The 26,257-nt window shown below is 59.3% G+C and carries 22 protein-coding genes; 1 reads left to right on the top strand and 21 read right to left on the bottom strand.

Translation table 11 applies throughout. The features are described 5' to 3' along the window. Positions 1-42: 42 nt before the first annotated feature. Together SBC1_RS17570 and hemE are read right to left on the bottom strand one after the other, a co-directional pair. Positions 43-2,310: a primosomal protein N' gene (locus tag SBC1_RS17570; RefSeq protein WP_165988708.1), complete on the bottom strand. Its 2,268-nt coding sequence runs from the start codon at positions 2,308-2,310 to the stop codon at positions 43-45. Positions 2,311-2,771: 461 nt separating this feature from the next. Continuing rightward, the gene (gene hemE, locus SBC1_RS17575; protein ID WP_165988710.1) at positions 2,772-3,860 is read right to left on the bottom strand and encodes a uroporphyrinogen decarboxylase; all 1,089 of its coding nucleotides are present in this window, start codon (positions 3,858-3,860) and stop codon (positions 2,772-2,774) included. A gap of 172 nt (positions 3,861-4,032) precedes the next feature. Between hemE and SBC1_RS17580 the strand changes: the two genes are divergently transcribed. After that, entirely contained in the window at positions 4,033-4,899 is an 867-nt protein-coding gene (locus SBC1_RS17580) for a transporter substrate-binding domain-containing protein (RefSeq protein ID WP_165988712.1), read from the top strand. Between the two features lie 121 nt (positions 4,900-5,020). Here SBC1_RS17580 and SBC1_RS17585 read toward each other — a convergent pair whose 3' ends face one another. The 19 genes from SBC1_RS17585 to SBC1_RS17675 form a co-directional block, all read right to left on the bottom strand. After that, positions 5,021-5,968 (bottom strand): alpha/beta hydrolase, encoded by a 948-nt coding sequence (locus SBC1_RS17585; protein WP_165092933.1) that lies wholly within the window; start codon positions 5,966-5,968, stop codon positions 5,021-5,023. 547 nt (positions 5,969-6,515) lie between these two features. Then, positions 6,516-8,246, bottom strand: a complete 1,731-nt coding sequence (locus SBC1_RS17590) for an AMP-binding protein (protein WP_165092934.1) — start codon at positions 8,244-8,246, stop codon at positions 6,516-6,518. 265 nt (positions 8,247-8,511) lie between these two features. After that, the gene (locus tag SBC1_RS17595; RefSeq protein WP_031364241.1) at positions 8,512-8,937 is read right to left on the bottom strand and encodes a F0F1 ATP synthase subunit epsilon; all 426 of its coding nucleotides are present in this window, start codon (positions 8,935-8,937) and stop codon (positions 8,512-8,514) included. A gap of 77 nt (positions 8,938-9,014) precedes the next feature. Then, positions 9,015-10,409, bottom strand: a complete 1,395-nt coding sequence (gene atpD / locus SBC1_RS17600; RefSeq protein ID WP_165092935.1) for a F0F1 ATP synthase subunit beta — start codon at positions 10,407-10,409, stop codon at positions 9,015-9,017. 66 nt (positions 10,410-10,475) lie between these two features. Further along, positions 10,476-11,378 (bottom strand): F0F1 ATP synthase subunit gamma, encoded by a 903-nt coding sequence (gene atpG, locus SBC1_RS17605; RefSeq protein WP_165988714.1) that lies wholly within the window; start codon positions 11,376-11,378, stop codon positions 10,476-10,478. A gap of 87 nt (positions 11,379-11,465) precedes the next feature. After that, entirely contained in the window at positions 11,466-13,007 is a 1,542-nt protein-coding gene (gene atpA / locus SBC1_RS17610) for a F0F1 ATP synthase subunit alpha (protein ID WP_165092937.1), read from the bottom strand. 49 nt (positions 13,008-13,056) lie between these two features. Beyond that, entirely contained in the window at positions 13,057-13,596 is a 540-nt protein-coding gene (locus tag SBC1_RS17615; protein WP_165092938.1) for a F0F1 ATP synthase subunit delta, read from the bottom strand. A 2-nt stretch (positions 13,597-13,598) separates the two neighbouring features. Continuing rightward, positions 13,599-14,069 carry a F0F1 ATP synthase subunit B gene (locus SBC1_RS17620; protein WP_165092939.1) on the bottom strand — a complete coding sequence of 157 codons (471 nt, stop codon included), beginning with the start codon at positions 14,067-14,069 and terminating at the stop codon, positions 13,599-13,601. 137 nt (positions 14,070-14,206) lie between these two features. After that, positions 14,207-14,479 (bottom strand): F0F1 ATP synthase subunit C, encoded by a 273-nt coding sequence (gene atpE, locus SBC1_RS17625; RefSeq protein WP_031364235.1) that lies wholly within the window; start codon positions 14,477-14,479, stop codon positions 14,207-14,209. Positions 14,480-14,636: 157 nt separating this feature from the next. After that, positions 14,637-15,488, bottom strand: a complete 852-nt coding sequence (gene atpB, locus SBC1_RS17630) for a F0F1 ATP synthase subunit A (RefSeq protein ID WP_165092940.1) — start codon at positions 15,486-15,488, stop codon at positions 14,637-14,639. Between the two features lie 194 nt (positions 15,489-15,682). Continuing rightward, the gene (locus SBC1_RS17635) at positions 15,683-16,279 is read right to left on the bottom strand and encodes an ATP synthase subunit I (RefSeq protein WP_165092941.1); all 597 of its coding nucleotides are present in this window, start codon (positions 16,277-16,279) and stop codon (positions 15,683-15,685) included. Positions 16,280-16,591: 312 nt separating this feature from the next. Continuing rightward, entirely contained in the window at positions 16,592-17,731 is a 1,140-nt protein-coding gene (locus tag SBC1_RS17640) for an SLC13 family permease (RefSeq protein WP_165092942.1), read from the bottom strand. Between the two features lie 6 nt (positions 17,732-17,737). Then, the gene (locus SBC1_RS17645) at positions 17,738-18,667 is read right to left on the bottom strand and encodes a ParB/RepB/Spo0J family partition protein (RefSeq protein WP_165092943.1); all 930 of its coding nucleotides are present in this window, start codon (positions 18,665-18,667) and stop codon (positions 17,738-17,740) included. 37 nt (positions 18,668-18,704) lie between these two features. After that, positions 18,705-19,475: a ParA family protein gene (locus SBC1_RS17650; protein ID WP_165092944.1), complete on the bottom strand. Its 771-nt coding sequence runs from the start codon at positions 19,473-19,475 to the stop codon at positions 18,705-18,707. Positions 19,476-19,537: 62 nt separating this feature from the next. Next, positions 19,538-20,230 (bottom strand): 16S rRNA (guanine(527)-N(7))-methyltransferase RsmG, encoded by a 693-nt coding sequence (gene rsmG / locus SBC1_RS17655; protein WP_165092945.1) that lies wholly within the window; start codon positions 20,228-20,230, stop codon positions 19,538-19,540. Beyond that, positions 20,230-22,209 (bottom strand): tRNA uridine-5-carboxymethylaminomethyl(34) synthesis enzyme MnmG, encoded by a 1,980-nt coding sequence (gene mnmG, locus SBC1_RS17660; protein ID WP_165988716.1) that lies wholly within the window; start codon positions 22,207-22,209, stop codon positions 20,230-20,232. The genes rsmG and mnmG overlap by 1 nt, the downstream gene beginning before the upstream one ends. A gap of 289 nt (positions 22,210-22,498) precedes the next feature. Then, positions 22,499-23,245 (bottom strand): ABC transporter ATP-binding protein, encoded by a 747-nt coding sequence (locus SBC1_RS17665; protein ID WP_165092947.1) that lies wholly within the window; start codon positions 23,243-23,245, stop codon positions 22,499-22,501. Then, complete coding sequence (locus tag SBC1_RS17670; protein ID WP_165988718.1) at positions 23,245-25,029, bottom strand: ATP-binding cassette domain-containing protein; 1,785 nt, start codon at positions 25,027-25,029, stop codon at positions 23,245-23,247. Before SBC1_RS17670 ends, SBC1_RS17665 begins: the two co-directional genes overlap by 1 nt. 4 nt (positions 25,030-25,033) lie before the next feature. Continuing rightward, positions 25,034-26,089, bottom strand: coding sequence for a branched-chain amino acid ABC transporter permease (locus SBC1_RS17675; RefSeq protein ID WP_165092949.1), 1,056 nt, complete (start codon positions 26,087-26,089; stop codon positions 25,034-25,036). Positions 26,090-26,257: the final 168 nt, after the last annotated feature.

A 26,257-nucleotide genomic window follows, 5' to 3' on the forward strand; every position in this document is an offset into this window, starting at 1 on the left:
GTAGCACGCGGTAAAAGCCGTGCACCGGCGTGAGCGACCTAGCTAGATATCAAGTGGGTCGACCTCGACATTCCATCGGATCACGCCTTTGATCTTGAGAGTGCGTAACGCCGGCTGCCAGGCCCGCAGCGCATTCTGTAACACGGCCCGCGACGCACATTCCAGCAACAACTGCGCGCGGTGCACGTTAAACACCTTCACGATAGTCAGCGGCACCGCGTCGTACACGGTCACGCGCTCGGCACCGGCTAGCGCCGCGAACTCCGCGGCCGCAGCCCCTAGAAAGTCCAGCGCGGTCTCCAGCGTGCGCCCTTCGGCGCGAAGCATCGCTTGATAGACGAACGGCGGCAGATGCGCGTCGCGGCGCTCGGCCAGCGTGGAATTGGCAAATCCAACGTAATCGTGCCGCGCCAGCGCGTGATAAAGCGCGTGCCGCGCGTAGCGCGTCTGGATCATCACTTCGCCCGGCAAGCCAGCGCGCCCCGCCCGTCCGCTAACCTGCATCAGTTGAGCAAAAAGCCGCTCGCTCGCCCGGAAATCGTGGGAAAAAAGCGCGGTATCGGCGTTCAGCACGCCGACCAGCGTCACGCGCTGAAAGTCGTGCCCCTTCGCGATCATCTGCGTGCCGACAAGGATATCGACCTCGCCCGCGTGGACATCGGAGAAAAGCGCTTGGGCGCTGCCCTTGCGCCGCGTGCTGTCGGCGTCGATGCGCAACACCCGCGCTCCCGGCACAGCCGTCGCGAGCGTTTCTTCCACGCGCTGCGTGCCGCGGCCCATCGGCGCGATATCCACATTGCCGCAGTCCGGGCAGGACTTGGGAATCCGCGATTCCCAGCCGCAATGGTGGCAACGCAGCGCGCGCTCGGGCTTGTGGAGGACGACGTAGGCGCTGCATCGCGGGCAGCCGGCGACCCAGCCGCAGGCATCGCACGAAAGGATGGGCGCGTAACCGCGACGGTTGAGGAACACGAGGCTTTGCTCGCCGCGTTCGAGGCGCGTTTTCATGGCGGCAATGAGTGGCCCCGACAATCCCTCCACCGAAGCCCGTCCGCGCTGCCGCTCCTCTTCCAGGTCGATCAACCGGACGCTCGGCAGAACCGCCGTCGCCACGGCTCGGCGGGTGAGCGTGAGCTTGGTGTATCGGCCCTGCTCGGCTTGCCACCAGCTTTCCAGCGATGGCGTCGCCGACCCGAGCACCACTGGAATCTCCAGCTTGTTAGCCCGATAAACCGCGAGATCGCGCGCCGAATAGCGCAAGCCTTCCTGCTGCTTGTAGGCGGGATCGTGCTCCTCATCGACAACAATCAGCGCCAGCTTCGGCAACGACGCCAGGATGGCCAACCGCGTCCCGAGCACGAGCCGCGCGCGACCCGTGTGCGCCGCGAGCCAGTTGCGTGCGCGTTCGCCTTCGGCCAGCCCGCTATGCATCGTCACGATGGCGCCCTCGGGCAGCGCGGCGAAACGCGTGCGGAAAGCGGCTTCGAATTGCGGCGTGAGGTTGATTTCCGGGACTAGCACGAGCGCTTGTGCGTCGGGGCGCGACCCGAGCAGATCGGCAAGTGCGTGGAGATAGACCTCGGTTTTGCCGCTGCCGGTCACACCGTGCAACAGGAACGCGGCAAAACCTTGCGCGCCGGTAATCGCATGGACGGCATCGGACTGCTCTGCAGTCAATTGCGGCAAAAGCGCGTCGGTGGCGTGCAGCGCGGCCTTTTCAACCGCAGGCGCGAGCGCAATGTCCTGCTCCGGCACGTCGCCGGTTTCCAGCGCGACCCATCCGCGCACCTGCCATTCATCAAGCGTCGCGCGCGCTTTCGGATGCAGCGCGCGAGCCTCGGCGGCAGGGAGCGTGGGATTGGCGGCGAGGGCATCGGCGAGACGGCGCAGCGCGGTGGCGCGTGACGGCAACGCATCGGGCAAACTCGCGCGCCCTTCTGGCAGCAGCCGGTAACGCTCCTCGGGCGCCAGCAATTTCGCCCAGCGCGAGGCGTCGCGCAGAACCTGCGGCAGCGCGGGCAGCGCGACTTCGCCCAGACCACGCTGGTAATACTCGGCCGCGAACAGCGTCAGCGCGCGCCATTCATCGGCGAGTGGCGCGAGCGTGCTGCAAATCGCGGCCACATCGCGCAGCTTGTCCGATGGCACGTCGGTGTGATCCGTGACCTCGCAAATCAGGCCGACTGCGTCGCGACGTCCGAATGGAATCCGTACCAGCATGCCGGGCAGCGGCGTGGGGGCCAGATCATATCGATAGTCGAAAAGCGTCGGCAAAGGATGGTCCAGCGCGACGCGGACAAAGACGCTCAATTGCCGCACCCACCGCAAGCCACACAGGCGCAACCGTTCCACCTGAGCATGCGGCTGCACGGGCCGTAGTTAAAGTGAAACATCACAATCGCCGCTAAGCTGTGGATTAATTTTGAGATTTCGAAGCTTTCCACAGGCCTGTGGATAACTTTGTTGAGAACTTTGATTGACAGGGACAAAAAGTGGCGATCTCGCTTGTTGTGTGCGGTAGCCCACATTTCGGGTCGCTCTCAAATTTCTCTTATTAATCATGTATTTGAAGACACAAAATAGGCCTTCGTGATGGCGCTTAGGTCTGATTTGAAGATGGCGCGCCGCAACGTACAAAATGTGCATAAGTCAACTCTTGACATTGGCGGAACGGCCAATCTACGGGCATTTCGCAGCACTTTTGTCTTGCCGCTCAATCGTTTGACGTAAGCTTTTCATGACGCAGAGCAGCAATCTTTTTTGACCAAACGTCAGTTCTTTGCGCGAATGGCGCGACTGTGCCGATGCACTTCATCGACAAGTTCCGCCACGTTTTCCGGACGCGTGAACTGCGAAATGCCGTGGCCAAGGTTGAAGACATGGCCGGGGAAATTGCCGAAGCTGTCGAGCACGGCGCGCGCTTCGGTGCGAATCACGGCCGGCGATGCGAACAGTACCGACGGATCGATGTTGCCCTGGAGCGCGACCCGATCGCCCACTTTTTCGCGCGCCTGGCGCAGGTTCACGGTCCAGTCGAGGCCGACCGCGTCCACGCCGATTGCGGCAATTTGTTCCAGCCACAAACCACCGCCCTTCGTGAACGTGATAACCGGCACCTTGACGCCGTCGTGCTCGCGCTTCAGTCCTGCGACCACCTTCGCGATGTAGTCGAGCGAGAAGCGTTGATACGCGCCGTCGGCGAGTGCGCCGCCCCAGGTATCGAAGATCATCACGGCTTGCGCGCCCGCTTCGATCTGAGCGTTCAGATAAGCAACGACCGCCTGCGCGTTGATATCGAGAATACGATGCATCAGGTCCGGCCGCGTGTAAGCCATCGCCTTGACCGTATGGTGATCGGGCGATCCGCCGCCCTCGACCATGTAGCAGGCGAGCGTCCAGGGACTGCCTGAGAAGCCGATCAGCGGCACTTTCTGGCGGCCTTGCGCGTCTGTGAGTGCACGGCGGATTTGCGATACCGCGTCGGTCACGTAGCGCAGCGTGGCGTCGATATCCGGCACGTGCAGCTTGGCGACGTCCTCTTCCGTGCGGACCGTGCGCTCGAATCGCGGGCCTTCGCCCTGGACGAAATTCAGACCGAGGCCCATTGCGTCGGGGATCGTCAGGATGTCCGAGAACAGGATGGCGGCGTCGAGCGGAAAGCGCTCCAACGGCTGAAGCGTGACTTCCGTCGCGTAGTCGGGATTGGTTGCGAGCCCCATGAAGCTTCCGGCGCGCGACCGCGTGGCGTTGTATTCGGGCAGATAGCGGCCCGCCTGACGCATCAGCCAGATCGGCGTGTAGTCGGTGGGCTGGCGCTGCAGCGCGCGCAGGAAAGTGTCGTTCAGGAGTGTGGAAGGCACGTGGTTTGGAGCGTTGAGCAAAAGGGCATTCTACCGGACAGGGGTTTTCGTTCGTACTCGGGGATTGGGGTTTTTGGGGTGGCGATCCGGGATCCCCAACTCTTAAACCGGATGCCAACGACGGACCCCTTCGATATCATCGGCTGCTGAAATAATCTTTCGAGGAGTGTCGATGAGAGTTCTTGCCCCTGGGTGCGTGTCGCTTCGCGGTGTCTTTGGCACGGGTGTTTGCGCCCTGCTGCTCGGCTTCGCCATCGGCGCGCAGGCGCAAACCGTGCAAGCCGGCAGCATCACCGCCGCCTCCAGCGCAACGTCACCGGCCAGCGCACCGGCAATTTCAACGAGACTCGACGAAATCCTCGCGCGAGGCACGCTGCGCGTCTGCACAACGGGCGACTACAAGCCGTACTCCTTCCTGAGGCCGGACGGCCAATTCGAAGGCATCGACATTGATGCTGCGCAAGCCCTCGCCCAGTCGATGAACGTCAAAGCCGAGTTCATCAAGACATCGTGGTCGAACCTGATGAACGATTTCGTCGCGAAATGCGACATCGCGGTCGGTGGGGTTTCAACCTCCCTCGAACGCCAGAAACGCGCGTTCTTCACACAACCCTACATGGTCGATGGCAAGACACCCATCGTTCGCTGCGCCGATGTCGATAAATACCAGACCGTCGCGCAAATCGATCAACCCGGCGTGCGCACCATCGTCAATCCGGGCGGCACAAACGAGAAGTTCGCGAAGCAGTTCTTCACGCACTCGCAATTGATCGAGTACCCGGACAACGTGACGATCTTCAAGCAAATCCTCGACGGCCAAGCCGACGTGATGGTCACCGACGCCTCCGAAACCCTGCTTCGGCAAAAGCTGAATCCAGGCCTGTGCTCGGTTCATCCGGACAAGCCGTTCCAGTTCGGAGAAAAGGCGTACCTGCTGCCACGCGGCGATGTGGTGTTCCAGCAATACGTCGATCAATGGCTCCACCTGTCACGCTCGACAGGCGAGTTTCAGGCTGTACTCGATAAATGGCTGAAATGAGGACGAAGGCGGCCATGGTCAGGCCGCCTTTTTTCCACGACGACTAACGCGTTGCCGGGTTCAGCGCGCTGATAACTCCACGTAAGACCAACGTAAGCTGATGTCGCTCGGCATCGAAAAGTCAACGCACTGCGTGTAACAATTCCCCGAAGCGTTCCGACGTTTTTTTCATCCAGGCCGCCGCCGCTTTCGAATGTGCCTGGATGCGGCCGAAGCCGTGCGTCATGTCGTGCGCGTTAATTACCTCGGCGCGACCGCCATTCGCTTCCAGAAAACGCGCAAATTCGTGAGCGTCGTCGTAAAGCGGATCGTAGGCTGCGGCCACAATCAACGCCCGGGCCGGCGTCCGATCGTAGGACTCCGCGAGCGGGAAAGCGCGCACGTCGTCATCGGCAGGCGGCTCGGACGTCAGGAATTGAGCCCAGTAAAAGCGCATTTCCTCGGTGGTCAAACCTGGCCCTTCCGCGTTAGCTGTAAAGCTGCCGCCCTCGAAACGGCAGCGCGCCACCGGATATATCAGCAACTGCGCCGTGACCAGACCGGCCACGCGATCGTTCGCAGCACGCGCGGCAACGGCCGCAAGATGAGCGCCCGCGCTGTCGCCCGCCACGCCGAGCCGGTTGGTCGCAAAGCCCAAACGCGAGCGATGTTCGGCGAGCCACAGCAGCGCGTCGAGCGCATCGTCAACTGGCGCGGGGAACGGATGCTCCGGCGCCATCCGGTAATCCACGCTTACGACTGCGCAATGCGAGTCCAGAGCGAAACGCGCAACCATCAGGTCGTGCGTCTCCAGGTCCCCGACGACCCAGCCACCGCCATGCAGATAGACCACAAGGGGCAACGGCTTCCTGGCCCCAGCCGGCCGATAAACCCGCGCCCGCAGCGTACGTCCGGCAAGCGGAAGGACCGTGTCCTCAACATCCACTCCCGCCGGTCGCGGCGCAGCAAACTCACGCGCCACCTCCTGAAACTGCCGACGCATGGCTAGGGGATCGGCATCGGCCGGCAGTTCGGGGAACGCTGCGGCAACCTTGGCGTAGTAGGCGAGAAGGTCTGCGTCGATGGTCATGCGGTTGTCTCCAGTGCAGTTCGCCGCCCGGTCGGGTCGACGGTTTTTGATTGTCCTTAAAATCCACATATCGCGCTCGGCAGTGCAAGCATTTCTAAAAGCCGGCGAAATATAAGCGTATAAATCGCGCTGATCGACAAAGTGTGGACGGAATAATCGCTAAGCATTGTTCGTTGAGGGTTACAACCTGAAACACTTTGTTACGGTGATGCCCGGATTATTCGCCCACAATCACTTCAACGGTCTCAACACGGATGTGATCGGGTGCAGCGTTGGTGAACTACAACGTTTTGAGTTGCGCTCGGCGGTCGGCTTAATGCCGAATCCCAGTTTCAGGGACATGTTTGTTGGGGTCGTTGGCTGATGACATCATATCGGCCAGTCCCACCCTTGGTCTCCTCGCGCTAACCCCGTAGCGTGTGGTTTTTAGCGGGCTCCAGGCCCGCTTTTTTTTCGTCTGTTCAAACGTTTGCGTAAGAACTTAAATGGTCACCGTGATTATCCCGGCGACCATTTTCAGTTTTTGGATCTCCACAACTGTCAGCAGTTACGCAGTTTTAGCCTCCGATAGCTTCAGTTCATCGATCATCTTTGCGCGCATGATGAACTTCTGGACCTTGCCAGTGACCGTCATCGGTAGCTCGTCGACAAAGCGGATATGTCGCGGAATCTTGTAGTGCGCTATCTGTCCCTGGCAAAACTCGCGAATGTCTTCTGCCGTCGCGTGCTCACCTTGGCGGAGAACAATCCACGCGCATACTTCCTCACCGTATTTACTATCCGGAACACCAAATACCTGGACCGATTGAATCTTCGGATGCCGGAACAGGAATTCTTCGATCTCGCGCGGATAAATGTTTTCCCCACCGCGAATCAGCATGTCCTTTAATCGTCCGACGATATTGCAATATCCCTCAGCGTCGAGGGTGGCCAGATCGCCGGTATGCATCCAGCCGTCGATAATCGCTTCGCGCGTTTTTTCTTCGTCGCCCCAATACCCTTTCATCACGGAATAACCGCGCGTGCAGAGTTCGCCGGTCTCACCGACCGGGACGATTTCGCCCAGTGGATCAACCAGCTTCACCTCCAGATGCGGCTGGATCTGACCGACGGTCGTGGTGCGTTTATCGAGGGGATCGGTGGTTGAGCTTTGAAACGACACCGGGCTTGTCTCGGTCATTCCGTAAGCGATCGTGATTTCACGCAGGTGCATTTGCGAGACCACCTTCTTCATCGTTTCGATGGGGCACGGCGAACCCGCCATGATCCCGGTACGCAAACGGCTCAAGTCGTACTTATCGAAGTTCGGGAGATCGAGTTCCGCGATGAACATTGTCGGCACGCCGTGCAACGCGGTGCAGCGTTCTTCATCGACAGCGGCTAGAGTCGCGGCGGGATCGAAGGCTTCGCCCGGGAACACCATCGCCGCCCCCACCGATACGCACGCGAGCACCGCCAGCACCATGCCGAAGCAGTGATACAGCGGCACGGGAATACACAGCGAATCCTGTTCGGTGAGCAACATGGAGAGCGCGATGTAACGGCCGTTGTTCACCACGTTGTGATGCGTGAGCGTGGCGCCCTTGGGGTTGCCAGTGGTGCCGCTCGTGAACTGGATATTGATGGGATCGTGGTCCGTGAGCGCCGATTCCAGCGCGTCGAGTTGCGCGGTATTCAGTTGGTCACGACCGCGCGACATGACATCCGCAAAACGTAGCATGCCGGGCGTCGCGCCCTCGCCCATTCGGATCACGGCTTTTAAATCGGGGAAACGCGCCGCGTTGAGTGCGCCGGGTTGGTCGGTGGCGAGTTCCGGTGCTAACGCTTGCAGCATTTCCAGATACTTCGATGTCTTGAACTGTTCCGCCGCGATCAGCGCCTTGCAGCCGACTTTGTTCAATGCGTACTCAAGCTCGGCCAATCGATACGCCGGGTTGATGTTCACCAGGATCGCGCCGATCCGTGCGGTAGCGAATTGCGTGAGCAGCCATTCAGAGCGATTGGGGGACCAGATGCCCACGCGATCACCCGCTCCAACGCCAAGCTCGAGCAAACCCGACGCGAGGACATCGACTTCATTGGCGAATTCGCGCCAGGTCCAACGGATATTTTGCTCGCGGAAGATCACCGCAGGACGGTCGGGGTATTTCGCGGCCGTACCGCGCAGGAAGCGAGAAACGGTGGCGTCGCTCAGCGCAATGTCAGTCGAGCCGCGAACGTACGACAAGCCGTCGCGTGGTTCGATCTGCGGCCCGGTGTGCGTCGGTTGGGTAGGCATATCGAAGGTCTCCTCCGTGGGATGGCGCTATGTGACGAAGCGCCATGAAAGCGATTCGGAAGGCCAATTGTGCATCGCGAGGGAGAGCTAGGGCATTGAGTCTTACCCGCAAAAACGCCCGGATCAACGCATGTTGGTTGTGCAGTTTTGCGCGGACGCGCGCGGGCTTGGGCGTAGGTGTTTGGCGCATGCATCGCCGTTTCGTGAGCCCATAAAAAAAGCAGCCCGAAGGCTGCTTTTTCGTATCGCCAGACTCGCGAAAAGCTCAGTGATTACCGCGCAGTTTCCGCAGCCGCTGAATCGCCGCGATCTGAGCCGTCGCGTACGCCAATTCCGCTTGCGCGGTCGCGTACTCGAGGTTCGAACCCGTGTTCTGCAACGCTTCTTCAGCGCGCTTCTTCGCTTCCAGCGCCTTCGCTTCATCGAGATCCTGACCACGGATCGCGGTGTCGGCCAGAACCGTCACCACGCCAGGCTGAATCTCGAGAATCCCTCCAGCAACGAACACGAACTCTTCGTCACCGTTCTCCGCTTCAATGCGCACTGCCCCCGGACGAATCCGCGTGATGAGCGGCGTGTGGCCCGGCAGAATGCCGAGTTCGCCCGCTTCGCCCGGCAGTGCGACGAACTTCGCCCGGCCCGAGAAGATTTGCTCTTCCGCGCTGACGACGTCTACTTGAATAGTTGCCATATCGACTCCCTTCGACGAGTGTATTACGAGGCGCTCGCTTTGGATAAAGCCAGCGCCCTCTGCGTTACACCCGATCCTTACTGAATCTTCTTAGCCTTTTCGAAGGCTTCGTCGATCGTGCCGACCATGTAGAACGCCTGCTCCGGCAGATGATCACATTCACCTTCCACGATCATCTTGAAGCCGCGGATGGTTTCCTTCAGCGGCACGTACTTGCCCGGCGAGCCCGTGAAGACTTCCGCGACGTGGAACGGCTGCGACAGGAAACGCTGGATCTTACGAGCGCGCGCAACCGCGAGCTTGTCTTCCGGCGCGAGTTCGTCCATGCCCAGAATCGCGATAATGTCGCGCAATTCCTTGTAGCGCTGCAGCGTTTGCTGCACACCACGCGTGATGGCGTAGTGCTCTTCGCCAATCACGTTCGGGTCGATCTGACGCGAGGTCGAATCGAGCGGATCCACAGCCGGATAAATACCCAGCGAAGCAATATCGCGCGACAACACGACGGTTGCGTCCAAGTGACCAAACGTGGTCGCCGGCGACGGGTCGGTCAAGTCATCGGCAGGAACGTACACGGCTTGCACCGAGGTGATCGAGCCGGTTTTCGTCGACGTGATCCGTTCTTGCAGACGGCCCATTTCTTCAGCCAGCGTAGGCTGATAGCCCACTGCCGACGGCATACGTCCCAGCAAAGCGGACACTTCCGTACCAGCGAGCGTGAAACGGTAGATGTTGTCCACGAAGAACAGCACGTCCAGACCTTCGTCGCGGAAATGCTCGGCCATCGTCAGGCCGGTCAGCGCCACGCGCAGACGGTTGCCCGGTGGCTCGTTCATCTGGCCGTACACCAGCGCGACCTTGTCCAGAACGTTCGAATCCTTCATTTCATGATAGAAGTCGTTCCCTTCGCGGGTACGCTCGCCAACACCGGCGAACACGGAGTAACCACCGTGCTCTTTAGCGATGTTGTTGATCAATTCCATCATGTTCACGGTCTTGCCCACACCGGCGCCACCGAACAGACCGACCTTACCGCCCTTCGCGAACGGGCAGATCAAGTCAATAACCTTGATGCCGGTTTCGAGCAGTTCAGTAGACGGCGACAGATCTTCGAACTTCGGCGCCTTCTGGTGAATCCCGCGCGTCACGTCCGAGTTGATCGGGCCGGCTTCGTCGATAGGACGACCCAGCACGTCCATGATCCGGCCAAGCGTCGGCTTGCCGACTGGCACGCTGATCGGCAAACCGGTGTTTTTCACGATCGTACCGCGACGCAATCCGTCCGATGCACCCAGGCAAATGGTACGAACCACGCCGTCGCCCAGCTGCTGCTGGACTTCGAGCGTCAGGTCCGAACCTTCCAAAACGAGCGCGTCGTAGATTTTCGGCATGTCGGAACGCGGGAATTCCACGTCGATAACCGCGCCGATGCACTGTACGATCTTGCCTTCTACCAAAGCAGTAGTACTCATCGCATTTCCTTTAGATACTTGATTCTTCACTCGCGCGACAGGCGCAGTTCGATTCGACGCTCACGATCAACCGACCGCTGCAGCGCCACCGACGATTTCTGACAATTCCTTCGTAATCGCTGCTTGCCGGCTCTTGTTGTACACGAGCTGCAATTCGCCAATCACGGTCTTCGCATTATCCGAAGCGGCCTTCATGGCGACCATGCGAGCCGATTGCTCCGATGCCATGTTTTCCGCCACCGCCTGATACACAAGCGCTTCGACGTAACGCACGAGCAGTTCGTCGACCACGGTCTGCGCATCCGGCTCGTAGATGTAATCCCACGATGTCTTCGGCGTAACCGCTTCGCTGTTTTTATCGAGGCCGTCCTTGCGCGCGAAATCGCTTGCCGACAAAGGCAACAATTGCTCGATCACGGCTTCCTGCTTCATTGTGTTGACGAAGCGGGTGAACGCGAGATAAACCGCGCTGATCTTGCCTTCCGAATACAGGTCGAGCTGAACCTTGATCGCGCCGATCAGCTTTTCCAGATGCGGCGTGTCGCCCAGATGCGTGACTTGCGACACGGTCTTGGCCTTCAACCGATTCAGGAAGCCCAGACCCTTGCTGCCGATCGCTGACGCTTCAATCGTCTGGCCTTGCTGTTCGAGTTCCTTGAACTTCAGGAGCGCAGCACGCAAGATGTTCGTGTTCATGCCGCCGCACAGACCTTTATCGGTCGTGACGAGGATCATGCCGGCCGCTTTCGCGCCCTTGTTCTCGACCATGAACGGGTGGCGATACTCAGGCGTGGCAGCGCTCATGTGAGCCGCGACGTCGCGGATCTTGTCGGCATATGGGCGAGCTGCGCGCATGCGCTCCTGCGCGCGGCGCATTTTCGACGCAGCCACCATCTCCATCGCCTTGGTGATCTTGCGCGTGTTTTGCACGCTCTTGATCTTGCCGCGGATTTCCTTCATTCCAGCCATTGCTTACTCCATGATCGAAGTGGCGCGGGATGCTTCGTTGATTCTGAAAGCGGCCCGCGCCGCTTCAAAGTTCGACCAATACGAGGATCAGTAAGCGCCCGACTTCTTGAAGTCCTTCAGCGCGGTATGCAATGCGCCTTCGTCGTCCTTCGACAAGTCTTTGTTCTGTTCGATGCGATTGATCATGTCCGTGTGCTTCGTCTTCAAGTAGTCGCGAAGACCCTTTTCAAACGGCAGCACCTGAGCCACTTCGAGATCGTCGAGGTAACCGTTGTTCGCGGCAAACAGCGCGATCGCCAGTTCCCAAACCTGCAGCGGCTGGTACTGCGGCTGCTTCAGCAATTCCGTCACGCGGCGGCCGCGCTCCAGCTGCTTACGCGTCGCTTCGTCCAGGTCCGATGCGAACTGCGAGAACGCGGCCAATTCACGATACTGCGCCAAGTCGGTACGAATACCGCCGGACAGCTTCTTGATGACCTTGGTCTGCGCTGCACCTCCGACTCGCGACACGGACACGCCTGCGTTAATAGCAGGACGAATACCGGCGTTGAACAAGTCGGTTTCCAGGAAGATCTGGCCGTCGGTAATCGAGATCACGTTCGTCGGAACGAATGCGGTCACGTCGCCAGCTTGCGTTTCAATGACCGGCAATGCCGTCAGCGAACCGCTCTTGCCCTTCACTTCGCCGTTCGTGAACTTCTCAACGTAGTCTTCCGACACGCGAGCAGCACGCTCCAGCAAACGCGAGTGCAGATAGAACACGTCGCCCGGATACGCTTCGCGGCCCGGCGGACGGCGCAGCAGCAGCGAAATCTGACGATACGCCCACGCTTGCTTGGTCAAATCGTCATACACAATCAGCGCGTCTTGACCGCGATCGCGGAAGTATTCGCCCATCGTGCAGCCGGCGTACGGTGCGAGGTATTGCATCGCAGCGGATTCCGAAGCCGAAGCCGCGACCACGACGGTGTATTCCATCGCGCCGCTTTCTTCCAGCTTGCGCACCACGTTCATGATCGACGAAGCTTTCTGGCCGATCGCAACGTAGATACAGAAGAGGTTCTTACCCTTCTGGTTGATGATCGCGTCAATGGCCACAGCCGTCTTGCCGCACTGGCGGTCGCCAATGATCAGCTCGCGCTGGCCACGGCCGATCGGCACCATTGCGTCGATGGACTTCAGACCCGTTTGTACCGGCTCCGACACCGACTTACGCCAGATCACGCCCGGTGCAATCTTTTCGACCGCGTCGGTCATCTTGGCGTTAACCGGACCCTTGCCGTCGATAGGCACGCCCAGTGAGTCGACCACACGGCCGAGCAGTTCCGGACCTACCGGCACTTCAAGAATGCGGCCCGTCGTCTTGACGACATCGCCTTCCGAAATGTGTTCGTATTCGCCCAAAATCACGGCGCCAACCGAATCGCGCTCGAGGTTCAGCGCGAGGCCGAAAGTGTTGCCCGGGAATTCGAGCATTTCGCCCTGCATCACGTCCGACAAACCGTGAATACGCACGATACCGTCGGTCACGGAAATCACAGTGCCTTGGTTGCGAACATCTGCGCTCGCTTCCAGGCCCTGGATCCGGCTCTTGATCAGCTCGCTGATCTCAGAGGGATTGAGTTGCATTAGTCACTCCTGATAGTCAATTCTTTACGTGCGCCGGCGCAAAAGCGCGTCAGGCGGACAAAGCCGTCTGCATGCTCGCGAGGCGCGCGCGGACCGAGGTATCGAGTACTTCGTCGCCTACCGTCACGCGAACACCGCCAATCAGCGACTTATCGACTTCAACAGTAGGTTTCAGCTTGCAGTGGAACTTGCGTTCGAGATTCGCGACAAGGTCGGTCAACTGTGCGCCTTCCAGCGGAAACGCGCTGACAATCAGCGCATCGGCCGCACCTTCGCGGGAATTCTTCAGCTCGTCGAACTGCACGGCAATTTCCGGCATCAGCGTCAACCGGTGGTTGTCCACCAGCATCCGCACCAAGTTTTTTGCCTCTGGCTGCTTGGCAAGCGGCGATTTCACCGCCGACAACAACAGGTCGCTGACCTGATCGCGGCTTACTTTCGGGCTTGTCGCGATAGACAGCACTTCAGGCAGACGCGCAACCTGAGCCAGCTCCTCGACGAAGTCAGACCAGGCGGCGAGCTCACCCGCTTCGGCCACGCGGAATAAAGCTTCTGCGTACGGTCGTGCGATGGTTGCAAGTTCGGCCATGATCAGAGCTCGGTTTTGAGTTGATTCAACATCTCGGCGTGAGCCGATTGATCGACTTCGCGCTTCAGGATCTGCTCGGCGCCCTTCACGGCCAGCGCCGCGACTTCGCCGCGCAATGCTTCGCGCGCTTTGACGACTTGCTGGTCTGCGTCGGCTTTCGCTTGCGCAATGATGCGCGCAGCTTCAGCCTGGGCGTTAGCCTTGATTTCGTCGGCGACTGCGACTGCGCGCTTTTCAGCATCCGCAATACGCTGCTGGCCGTCGTTGCGGGCTTGCGCGAGTTCCTGGTCGACGCGCTTATGTGCGGCTTCGAGTTCGGCCTTGCCCTTTTCGGCGGCTGACAAGCCGTCGGCGATCTTCTTCGAGCGCTCATCCAGGGCGTTGATCAACGGCGGCCACACGAACTTCATCGTGAACCACGCGAGGATCAGAAACACGACCATTTGCGCAAACAGGGTTGCGTTGAGATTCACGGTGTTTCCTTAAACGTTGCTAATCCGGAGAGTGAAACGGCAAGGCGCTTGATCGAAGCTTGCATCGATTAAGCGCCGTTGCACGTTCCGTCCTGCGCTCGTAGCTTGAAAGCTCGAGCGCACACTTCCGAGGAACCTCAGCCTGCGACGAGCTTCGACAGCAGCGGGTTCGCGAACGCAAACAGCATTGCCACACCAACGCCAATCAGGAACGCCGCGTCGATCAGACCAGCCAAGAGGAACATCTTGGTTTGCAACGGGTTCATCAGTTCCGGCTGGCGAGCGCACGCTTCAATGTACTTGCCGCCCATCAGGCCGATACCGATACAGGCGCCGATTGCACCCAGGCCGATGATGATGCCGATACCGATGGCGGTCAGACCCTGGATGTTGGCGATGAAAGCGTTCATGACTACTCCTATGTGAAAAGACTTTGGAACCAGATTATTAAAAATTAAAACTCGATACGATTCTGCTGATTTTTGGTTCGCCGCAGCGTTGTTCCGCAGCGTTTTACCGAACTACTGTGAGCCTTCCCTGCTGCCTGATTTAGCTACTTAGTGCGGCTTAGTGCGCGTCATGAGCCTGGCCGAGATACACCAGCGTCAGCATCATGAAAATGAACGCCTGCAACAGCACGATCAGAATGTGGAAGATCGCCCAAACCGTTCCAGCCACTACGTGGCCCAAAAAGCCGAGCACGGAGGCGTCCGCGCCGAAGTGCCACATGCTGCCGAGCAGCGCGATCAGCAGGAACAACAGTTCGCCTGCGTACATGTTGCCGAACAGCCGCATGCCGAGGGAAACCGTCTTGGCGACGAACTCGATGATGTTGAGTGCAAGGTTCGGGATCCACAGCAGCGGATGCGCGCCGAACGGAGCGGACAGCAGTTCGTGCACGAAGCCGCCAACGCCCTTGATCTTGAAGTTGTAGTAAATCATCAGCACGAACACGCCGATAGCAATGCCGAGTGTGCCGTTCAGGTCAGCCGTCGGGACAATACGCATATGCGGGAACGTCTCCGACAGACCCAGCCAGCCGATCACGCGCGTGGGCAGGTCAACCGGGATGAAGTCGAGCGAATTCATGAGCGCGACCCACACGAACACGGTCAGTGCGAGCGGGGCGATGAAACGGCGGCTGCCGTGGACCATCGACTTCGACTGGTCTTCCACCATCTCGACCAGCATCTCGATTGCGCACTGGAAGCGGCCCGGCACGCCGGACGTTGCCTTGCGAGCCGCCAGGCCGAGAATCGCGATGGTGGCGACGCCGCAGAGAATCGACCAGAAAAGCGTGTCGAGATTCCAGACGTGGATATCGAAAATCGACGTCTGATGCGACGTGGAAAGATTCTGCAAGTGGTGCGCGATGTACTCCGACGGATCCATCGCGCGCGTTCCTTCGCTAGCTGCCATAACGTTAAAGCCACCCAAATTGTCGAAAATCTTCCGCCGCCCGCGTGATCCTCGAGCCGCCACTTTGTTGGCGGTTCGCAGGGCACGGGCCCGCGTGCAGGATACGAAATCCGCACGAATTATTTTGCTCTGATACCGTTGGCACTTCACTTACCTGACGCGTAAAACCTGGCAGGCAGGCTGCTTGGCGCGCCTTACTTCCAAGCCATCGCGATCCAGTACGTCTTCAACGCGATGAGGTACGTCACCAGCAACGGCACCCACAGCACGCCTTTGAAACCGTACGCGATCGCCACGAACATGGCGATGGTCGCGCCCATCTTGATTGCTTCGCCGATCACCCAGCTTGCGACGGTTTGAGCGCCGCTCTTCGCTTTCAGACGTGCTGCGAACAATCCGCTTGGCACCCAGCAAATCGCTCCCCCGAGGAACGCGGACAGCGCAGCAGCGCCCGGCGGACTGTAGAACAGCCACCATGCCAACGTCGCACACAGGGACAAAACCATTTGCGCCGCCACGACCTTGAACGGCGTGACACGCGATGGACGACTCACTCCGGGACCAAACAGCGTCTCCGCCTCTGTCCGCGTAAGCGGAACAGTCTTGTTATCTTGTGCTTCGGCGTCCCACGAATCGTCGAACGGATGATCCGACGCGTGGCGCGACTGACCAGAAGAAGTGGTGGTGGGCGTTGAACCGGACGTCTTGTGTCCGGTCAAATTGGCGGCAGGGCGTGAATCGCGCCCGTCTTGCCCGCCTTCCGGCGCTCGATTCTGCTCTCGCACCGCCATCACACATCTCACTAAAGTCAGTTACAGCCTGCGTATTTGCCGTCCGTTCATAGCTGATTCAGCCATATACTTACGTTGCGCTTTCGGAGTCGCCAAGCTGATAAATCCGGGGGATTGTAAGCGATTGTTGTCACAGATTCAATAGCTTAGGGCCATCAAAAAACAAGCCGACGAGCCTTAAAAATACGTCTCCGAAAGGAGATTTCGCTTGTACGGACAACGAGTTTGATTACCGCCGGATGTGTAGTGGTTTCACGTCGTTTTTCAGCAGGACATAAACCGTATTGCGTGCGTCGCGTGATTTTTGTCTGATTAAACGAGCCACGCTCCAATCGCCCCTGCGACTATCCAGAATGGAATAGAGATGAGGTGAAACGGACCCCACATGCCGCGTTCACCCGAAAGCCGAACGGCAATCAGATTGGCAAGCGAACCAATCGCAATACCGAATCCACCTACGCTCACGCCAAACGCCAGCGCTCGCCAGTCTTTCGAAAATTCGGCAAGCATGATCGCGGCCGGCACGTTGCTGATTCCCTGGGACAACACGGCGCCGGCCGCATACGCCTTGAGTGGCGAATCGAGGCCAAGGCTTGATATTGCATGATGCACCCACGGCAACGCGGCTACGCTGCGCAGCACGATGAACATCAGCACGAAGATCAGCAGCAGCAACCAGTCGATCTTCAGCACGACCTGACGTCGCCACAAGAGGAAACCCACGGCGACGGCGGCCAGGCCTATGCCGGCGTAATGGGCGTCGGCGAGAACCACGAACGCCACGAAGGCAATGCCCGCTACCGTGCAGAGCGGGATATCGACGGAATGCGCTTCGGTATCGCCGGAAAGGTCTAGCGGCTTGTTGTGGAACATCACTGCGGCCAGCACGTAAAGCATCGCCATGAGCGCCGCGCACAATGGCAGCAACGCCCACACGAACCGGACAAACGACACGCCGCTTGTCTGCCAGAGAAACAGGTTTTGAGGGTTGCCAAGCGGCGTCAGGATCGACCCGGCATTCACCGCGATCGCGATGAAGATCACGAGCCGCTTGATGGGAAGCGGAGCGAGTTTGTGCAGCGACAGGGTCAGAGGTACGACGGCGAACAGTGCTACGTCGTTGGTAAGCAAGGTCGAGAGCACTGCGGCAAGGCCGATCAGCAGAAACGCCAGTCCGCGTTCACCGTGAATCCGGTGCACAACGCGATGCGCCATCCACATGAGGAAGCCCGACAGCTCCACCGCCTTGGTCAACATCAGCAAGCCGGCAAGGGTCAACACGGTCTGCCAGTCGATCAACGCGGGTAGTGACGCCCACGGCTTGGGAGACAGGACTTGCAGCGCGATGAGCGCGACCAGCAGGATCGCCAGCACGGGTTCTTTTGTGACAAGCGCCCACGCTTTGGACAGCAGGTTCGGCTGAGCGGGCTTCGCATGCGCGGGCGACTGCATCGCGGCTTACGCCTGCACTGCGGATGCGTTGTCCGTCATTTCCGATTTGCCATTGACGGCGCCGGTGCGCAGACGCCCCAAAATGCCTTCGAGCGCATCGAGATCGCCGAAGTCGATCTGCAACTTGCCGCGCCCTCGCCCGCCCATCTTGATCTTCACGTTCGCCGACAGCAGGTCGGACAACTCCTCTTCCAGCCGGCGCGTGTCGCGGCCGCCATCGTTCGCGGCGCGCGCTTTCGTAGCGGGCGCTTCTTTGGTCGTCGATGAAACCAGCTTCTCCGTCTCACGCACCGACATGCGCTTGTTGACCACCTGGTTAGCCAACTGGATCTGCGTGGCGGCATCGACGGCGAGCAGCGCACGGGCATGGCCCATGTCGAGATCGCCTGCGAGCAGCATGGTTTGAACCGGCGTAGCCAGGTTCAGCAGGCGCAACAAATTCGATACTGCGCTACGTGACCGTCCGACCGATTCAGCCGCTTGCTCGTGCGTGAAATCGAATTCATCGAGCAAACGCTGGATACCCTGCGCCTCTTCCAGCGGATTCAAATCTTCGCGCTGGATGTTTTCGATCAGCGCCATGGCCGCAGCGGCCTGATCGGGCACGTTTTTCACAAGCACCGGCACTTCTTCCAGACCTGCGAGTTTCGCCGCCCGGAAGCGCCGCTCCCCGGCAATGATCTCGTACCGGTCATCGCCAATCGAACGCACGAGAATCGGCTGCATCACACCCTGCGCCCGGATGCTGGCCGCGAGTTCCTGCAGCGCGCCTTCGTCCATGCGCGTACGCGGCTGGTATTTGCCGGCTTGCATCGACTCGAGGCGTAGAACGCTCGGCAGGCCCTCGCTGCGCACGGCCTCGGTGATATCCGAGCTTCCGCCCAGCAGGGCTTCCAGGCCACGTCCAAGGCCCTTCTTCTTCATCGTTGCGTTCATCTTGCTTCCTCGTTCTGCCATCTTGACGCTATGTCCGTTAAAGCGCGCGCACGCGCTCGATCATTTCCGTACCGAACTGGATATACGCCTGCGCGCCACGCGACGCCCGGTCAAACACGACTCCCGGCAAACCGTAGCTGGGCGCTTCCGCCAGACGGACGTTGCGGGGAATGACGACGTCGAAGAGCTTGTCACCGAAATGCTGTTTCAATTGATCCGATACCTGTTGCTGCAACGTAATGCGCGGATCGAACATGACGCGCAACAATCCGATCACTTTCAGATCGCGGTTGAGATTCGCGTGGACCTGCTTGATCGTGTTGACGAGGTCGGACAGGCCTTCGAGCGCGAAATACTCGCACTGCATTGGGATCACAACGCCGTGAGCGGCGCACAAACCGTTCAGCGTGAGTAACGACAGAGCCGGCGGGCAATCGATGAGGATGAAATCGTAGTCGGCTTCGACTTCAGTCAAAGCCTTACGCAGCACGCGTTCGCGGTTTTCCACGCCGACCAGCTCTACTTCAGCACCCGCCAGTTCGCGGTTAGCTGGCAAAACGTCGTAGCGAACCGCGTCCGTACGAGTGCGTGCTTCTTGCACCGTCACCCCGTTGACCAGCACGTCGTACACCGTGTTCTCAACCGCGGCTTTGTCGACGCCACTTCCCATGGTGGCGTTGCCCTGCGGGTCCAGGTCGATCAGCAAGACACGCTGGTCGAGCGCCGCCAGACTCGCCGCGAGGTTGACTGCTGTCGTCGTCTTTCCGACGCCGCCCTTCTGGTTCGCGACGCAGAAGATTTTTGCCATCGTGATATGTCCGTTCTTTCCTGACTGGATTTCAGGCGCGGGTGAGATGTCGACTGCAGTGTTCAATGTGGGGCCGCTCCGATTTCAATTTCGATCAGGTGGCGCTCGGCGTCGAGCATGGGCACGCGAAGGCGTTCAATACAGCAGACTTTCGTGTCGGCCGGAAGGCGACCAATCTCCGCATCCGGCCTGATTCCTTTCATCGCCCAGATGCGACCATTGTCGGCAACCAGATGACGCGCCAGTGTAACGAAGTCAGAGAGCTCTGCGAACGCACGCGAGACGATTACATCGAAAAGACCGGGGACTTCCACACCTGGGTGCAGATTCTCGACACGTCCTGTCACGATCGACAAGTTGGTCAATCCGAGTTGCAACTTTGCCTGGGATTGGAACGCCGTTTTCTTATGAACAATGTCGTTCACCGTGACTTGCCAGTCGGGCAGAACGATCGCCATGACGATTCCCGGCAAACCGCCGCCTGACCCAACATCGAGCGCCGTCTGTGGCCCGCTACGGCGGGTGATAAACGGGATGATCGCGAGAGAATCAAGAATGTGCTGGATCAGCATCTGGCGCGGATCGCGGATTGCGGTCAGGTTATAGACCGCGTTCCACTTGCCCAGCAATGCCACGTAGTCGAGCAACTTCTGGCGCTGCGCGCTCGTGACGGCAATGCCGAGTTGCTCGATTCCTTCGTTTAGGAGGGTTTGCAACCCCGTTTGTAGTCCGGCGTCCCCGGATTCACGCTGCATCACGAGACGGAGCGAGCGCTGCCACGCCCGGACCTGCTATTTTTCGCTACCGCCTGACCTGTGGCGCCGTCGTGCCGCCCCATCGCCCGCTTGAGGTGAACCATGAGTAAGGAAATGGTCGCCGGCGTAATGCCCGAAATACGTGACGCTTGGCCAATCGTCTCCGGCCGATGCTGGATCAGCTTTTGACGAGCCTCGAAGGACAGTCCGCGCACTTCTGCGTAATCGAACGCTTCCGGCAAGCGCGTATTCTCGTGCGTTCCGTTGCGCTCAATCTCGCCAGCTTGACGGTCAATGTAGCCCTGATACTTCACCGCAATTTCGATCTGCTCTTCGATTTGGCCGAGCAAAATCGGGTCTTGGGCCAATGGCGTTTCCGGGCCAGATGTGTGATTCCGCAACGCACAAACGTCTGCATACTTGACGCTTGGTCGGCGCAACAACTCAGCCAGACTGTATTCGTGGTCAATCGGCTTGCCTAACAATGCGATGGCTTCTTCGGCGGGCAGCGTTTTAGGGTTAACCCATGTCGATTTCAGCCGCTGTGTTTCACGTGAAACAGCGTCACGCTTTTCGTTGAACACGTTCCAACGCGTGTCATCCACAACGCCCAGCGCCCTGCCCGCTTCGGTCAAGCGCATATCTGCGTTATCTTCGCGGAGTGACAAGCGATATTCCGCCCGGCTGGTGAACATCCGATAAGGCTCTGAAACCCCCTGCGTGACCAGGTCGTCGACCAGAACACCCAAATAGGCTTCATCACGACGAGGGCACCACGTATCCTTGCCGCTGACCTGCAGCGCCGCGTTTAGACCGGCAAGCAGACCCTGTGCAGCGGCCTCCTCATAGCCCGTTGTGCCATTGATTTGCCCTGCGAAGAACAAACCACCAATCGCTTTCGTTTCCAACGACGCCTTGAGCGCACGGGGATCGAAGTAGTCGTATTCGATCGCGTAGCCGGGCCGCAGGATGTGCGCGTGCTCCAATCCCTTCATGGAACGGACCAATTCGAGCTGAACATCGAATGGCAAGCTCGTAGAAATACCGTTCGGATAGAACTCGTTCGTCGTCAGGCCTTCGGGTTCCAGAAAAATCTGATGGGAATCCTTAGACGCAAACCGATGAATCTTGTCTTCAATCGACGGGCAATAGCGTGGCCCAACGCCTTCGATGACGCCGGTGTACATCGGTGAACGATCGAGGCCGGCCCGAATGATGTCGTGCGTGCGCTCATTGGTATGCGTGACCCAGCACGGCACTTGCCGCGGATGTTGCTCAACGCGACCGAGGAACGAGAACACTGGCACCGGGTCGAGATCGCCCGGTTGTTCTTCGAGCTTCGAATAGTCGATGGTGCGGCCATCAATCCGCGGCGGGGTGCCCGTCTTCAGTCGACCTTGCGGAAGTTGAAGCTCCTTAAGCCGTGCGGACAAAGACACAGCAGCCGGATCACCTGCCCTGCCGCCCGTGTAGTTATTCAAACCCACGTGAATCTTTCCGTCGAGGAAGGTACCCGCCGTCAACACGACCGCTTTCGCGCGGAATTTCACGCCAACCTGGGTCACGGCACCAACAACTCGGTCGCCTTCGACGATCAAATCGTCCACAGCCTGCTGGAACAGCCAAAGATTGGGCTGATTTTCGAGCCGATGCCGAATCGCTTGCTTGTACAGGACGCGATCCGCCTGCGCCCGTGTGGCACGGACAGCCGGCCCTTTTGATGAGTTCAGAATCCGAAACTGGATGCCCGCTTCGTCAGTTGCCGCGGCCATTGCACCGCCTAAAGCATCGATTTCTTTAACCAAATGGCCCTTTCCAATCCCGCCAATCGAGGGATTGCAGCTCATTTGGCCAAGCGTTTCAATGTTATGGGTCAACAAAAGCGTGGTCGCGCCGGTTCGGGCCGAGGCTAAAGCGGCTTCAGTTCCAGCGTGACCGCCACCGACGACGATCACATCGAATTCAGTTGGATAAAGCATGGTTTCCCGCGCGATGTGGCGGACCTTCGAAAGAGATATCGAAGAATTATAGCCGGTTAGCTTTTGCGACGATTCAGGCCAAACGGCTAACGCGAAAAAATGGCATGTTCCACGTGAAACATGCCGTGGGGATTCGCTGAGGTTGGGGTTTTTGAGAGACGTTTTCGCCGGACACCAAGTCGTGTTGATACTCCTTGGGTTAGGAGGAAACCAGCTACCAACACTTAAGGTAAAAAATGGCGTGTTTCACGTGAAACACGCCATCGACATTAGCCGTGCAGTAAAGGCGTTATGCCACTTTCTTCGCCAAACCCAAGTACGTCTCAATAACCTTTGGGTTGTGGGCCAAGTCGCTAGCAGCACCTTCCATCGCGAATTCACCCGTTTCAAGCACGTAGCCGTAGTCGGATATCTGCAGCGCTGCGCGTGCATTCTGCTCAATCAGCAACGTGGCAACGCCCGTCTGACGTAGCGCGCTGATGATATGGAAGATCTCCTTCACGATTAGCGGTGCCAGCCCAAGGCTAGGCTCATCTAGCATTAGCAAATCGGGCTTACCCATCAGGGCACGGCCAACCGCGAGCATCTGCCGCTCACCGCCCGACAACGTCCCCGCCGCCTGCTTACGCCGCTCTTTTAGACGCGGGAACAAGTCGAACACATGATCGAGTTGATCGAGGAAATTGCGCTCACCCGCGCGCTTTCGCCGATACGCACCCAAAACCAGGTTGTCCTCCACGGTCATGCTCGCAAACAACTCACGTTTCTCCGGCACTAGACACATTCCACGTGAAACACGCTTTTCGATTGCGAGCGCCGACACATCTTCATTCCGATACAGAACCGTTCCCTTCGCATGACCCGTGGAAGGCAACGCGCCCATGATTGCGTTGAGCAAAGTGGATTTACCGGCGCCGTTCGGTCCAATAACCGAAACGATTTGCCCCGCACCAACGGTGAGTTTCCCGTCGTGAAGCGCCTCTACCTTGCCGTAGCGAACGGACAAGCCACTAACTTGAAGAATTGCATCGGCCATCAGTCCACCCCACCTAGATAAGCTTCCAGCACCGCCGGATCTTTCTGGACATCCTCGGGCAATCCCTCTGCGATCCGGGTTCCGAATTCCATCACCACCAGCCGATCAGTCAGATTCATCACGAAATCCATGTCATGCTCCACCAGCAAGATGCTCATGCCCTCGCCCTTCAAGCGCCGCAGCAACTCCGCCAGTTGCTGTTTCTCCTGATAGCGCAAACCAGCGGCCGGTTCATCCAGCAATAGCAAAGTCGGATCGCAGCACAAGGCACGCGCAATCTCGAGAATCCGCTGTTGTCCCAGCGCCAGACTGCCGGCTTCGTCGTAAAGATGTTTTTCCAGGCCTACGCGCTTGATCTGCCTCGCCGCCTCCGCCATCAAACGCCCTTCTTCTGCTGCGTTCAGGCGGGCGACGCTACGCCAGACGCCCGTTTTCCCGCGTAAGTGCGCGCCGATTGCAACGTTCTCCAGAACCGTCATTCCCGATAACAGCCGCACGTGCTGGAACGTCCGCCCAATACCGCGTTTGACGATTTCACGTGAAGTCATTGCATCAATACGTTCGCCGTGGAAAGTGATCGAGCCGCTCGTGGCTTGCAGCACCCCGGTGACCAGGTTGAATGTCGTCGACTTCCCTGCGCCGTTCGGTCCGATCAAACCGATGATCTCGCCAGCCTTCACCTGGAAACTGACATCGTTGACGGCAACCAGACCGCCGAACTCCTTGCGAGCTTTATCGACGACCAGCAACGGCTCGCCGACGATTGGCTTTGGGCGTTGCGGCAGCGCTTCCGCGTGCTCAGGAGCGCGGGCGCGCGGGCCGCTGGGAAAGAGCCGCGCGACGAACGGCCAGACTCCTTGCCGAGCGTATTGAAGCAGCAGCACCATCAATATCCCAAACACGATGATCTCGAAATTGCCATTCGAGCCAAGCAACTTGGGCAGCAAGGTCTGCAGATAGTCCTGCAGAACGGTGAGGATTGTGGCGCCCAACACTGCACCCCAGACGTGCGATACGCCCCCGACCACCGCCATGAACAGGAACTCGATGCCGTGATTCAAGCCGAACGGTGTTGGATTCACCGCGCGCTGCAAATGCGCGTACAGGAAACCTGAAATGGCGGCCAGCACGGCGGCATAGACGAAAATCACCACGCGCATCCACGCGGTGTTCACGCCCATGGCTTCGGCCATCGTGCCGCCGCCGCGCAGCGCACGAATAGCCCGGCCAGGACGACTATTAAGCAGGTTCTGAACAGATATGACCGCGAGCAGCACAACGACCCAGATCAGGTAATAGATTGACCTCCCGGATTCGAGATGCCATCCGAACAGGTTAAGCACCGGAATGCCGTTGATGCCGTCGTATTTGCCGAGAAATTCCAGATTCCCAAACAGGAAGAACAGCGACAGCCCCCACGCGATTGTCCCAAGTGGCAGAAAGTGCCCCGAGAGTCGCATGGTGACCATCCCAAGCAGCAGCGCGATCAGCGCCGTCAGCACTACACCCACGATCAATGCAAGCCACGGCGACACACCGAACTGCGTCGTCAGGTACGCAGTGGAGTAAGCGCCCACGCCGACGAACGCCGCTTGCCCGAAGCTCGTCATCCCGCCAATACCCGTCAGCAGCACGAGCCCGATCGCGACAATGGAATACAAACCGATGTAGTTCAGCAGCGTGATCCAGTACTCGGGCGTGCGGACCGGATGCGGCAGCACCGGCAGCGCGAATACGATCAGCAGGAATACCCAGAAAAACTTGTTTCGCATCACGAATTTCATCGCGTCACTCCTCGTCTTCGTCCGAATGCGGGCTTGCCAGACTCCGCCACAGCAGCACCGGAATGATCAGCGTGAAGACGATCACCTCTTTGTACGCGCTCGCCCAGAACGACGAATACGATTCAAGCAGCCCAACGAGCAGTGAACCCGCCGCCGCGAGCGGATAACTCACCAACCCGCCCACGATTGCACCCACGAAGCCCTTCAAGCCGATCAGGAAGCCCGAGTCGTAGTAGATGGTCGTGATTGGCGCCACCAGGACGCCGCAGAGCGCCCCCAGGCCGGCCGCGAGCGTGAAGGCAAGCCGTCCAGCCTGCGTCGTGCCGATGCCCACCAGGCGCGCGCCAAGCCGGTTTACCGAGGTCGCCCGCAGCGCCTTCCCGGAGATCGTTCGATCGAAGTACAAATACAGCGCAACAATCAGCACCGCAGCCGTGCCGACTACCCAGAGACTCTGCCCGGATATGGACACGCTGCCGATGTTGAACGTGGCGTCGGAGAAAGCATTTGTGCGCGAGCCTTCAGCGCCGAACATCACCAAGCCGAGGCCGACCATCGCGAAATGCACGGCAACCGCCACAATTAGCAGCAGCAACGTGCTGGCTTCGGCAATCGGCTCGTAGGCCAACCGGTAGACGAACGGACCCATCGGAATCACGATCAGCAGCGCGAGCGCGACTTGCAGGATCATGGGCAGCGGTTGCATCAGCACGCTTTGCGTCAGCGCATAGACTGCTACCGGGAACAGCAGGTATTTGCCCGCGAGCACGGCGAGCGTGCGCCCTATCCGCCTGTGTCGCGATGGATGCCGCACAATGCCCGCGGTCTCCGCGACGAAGCACCCCATGCCCATGGCGATCAGCAGCCAGCACGTTGCCGGCAGCTTCTGCGTTTGCAACGCGGCCAGCGTGAGCGCGCCATACGCGACGAACTCGCCCTGCGGGATGAAGATGACGCGCGTCACCGAAAACACGAGGACCAGCGCGAGCGCAAGCAATGCGTAGATCGCGCCCGTCGTGATGCCGTCTTGCGCGAGAATCGCCGCAATCGATAAGTCCATACTTCCTCTTTAGGAACGTCCTGCTACTGGGGCTACCGGGTCAGCCCATCGAAAATATGGCCTGGTACTGCGAGAAAAACGCAGCCTCAGGCCATGATTGGTACCCCGGATCGTTGAACGTTGAAACGCTAACGCGCCAAATTGCCGGCGCGCAAGCGGTCCATGTCA

This window comes from Caballeronia sp. SBC1 (assembly GCF_011493005.1).
Taxonomy (GTDB): Bacteria; Pseudomonadota; Gammaproteobacteria; order Burkholderiales; family Burkholderiaceae; genus Caballeronia.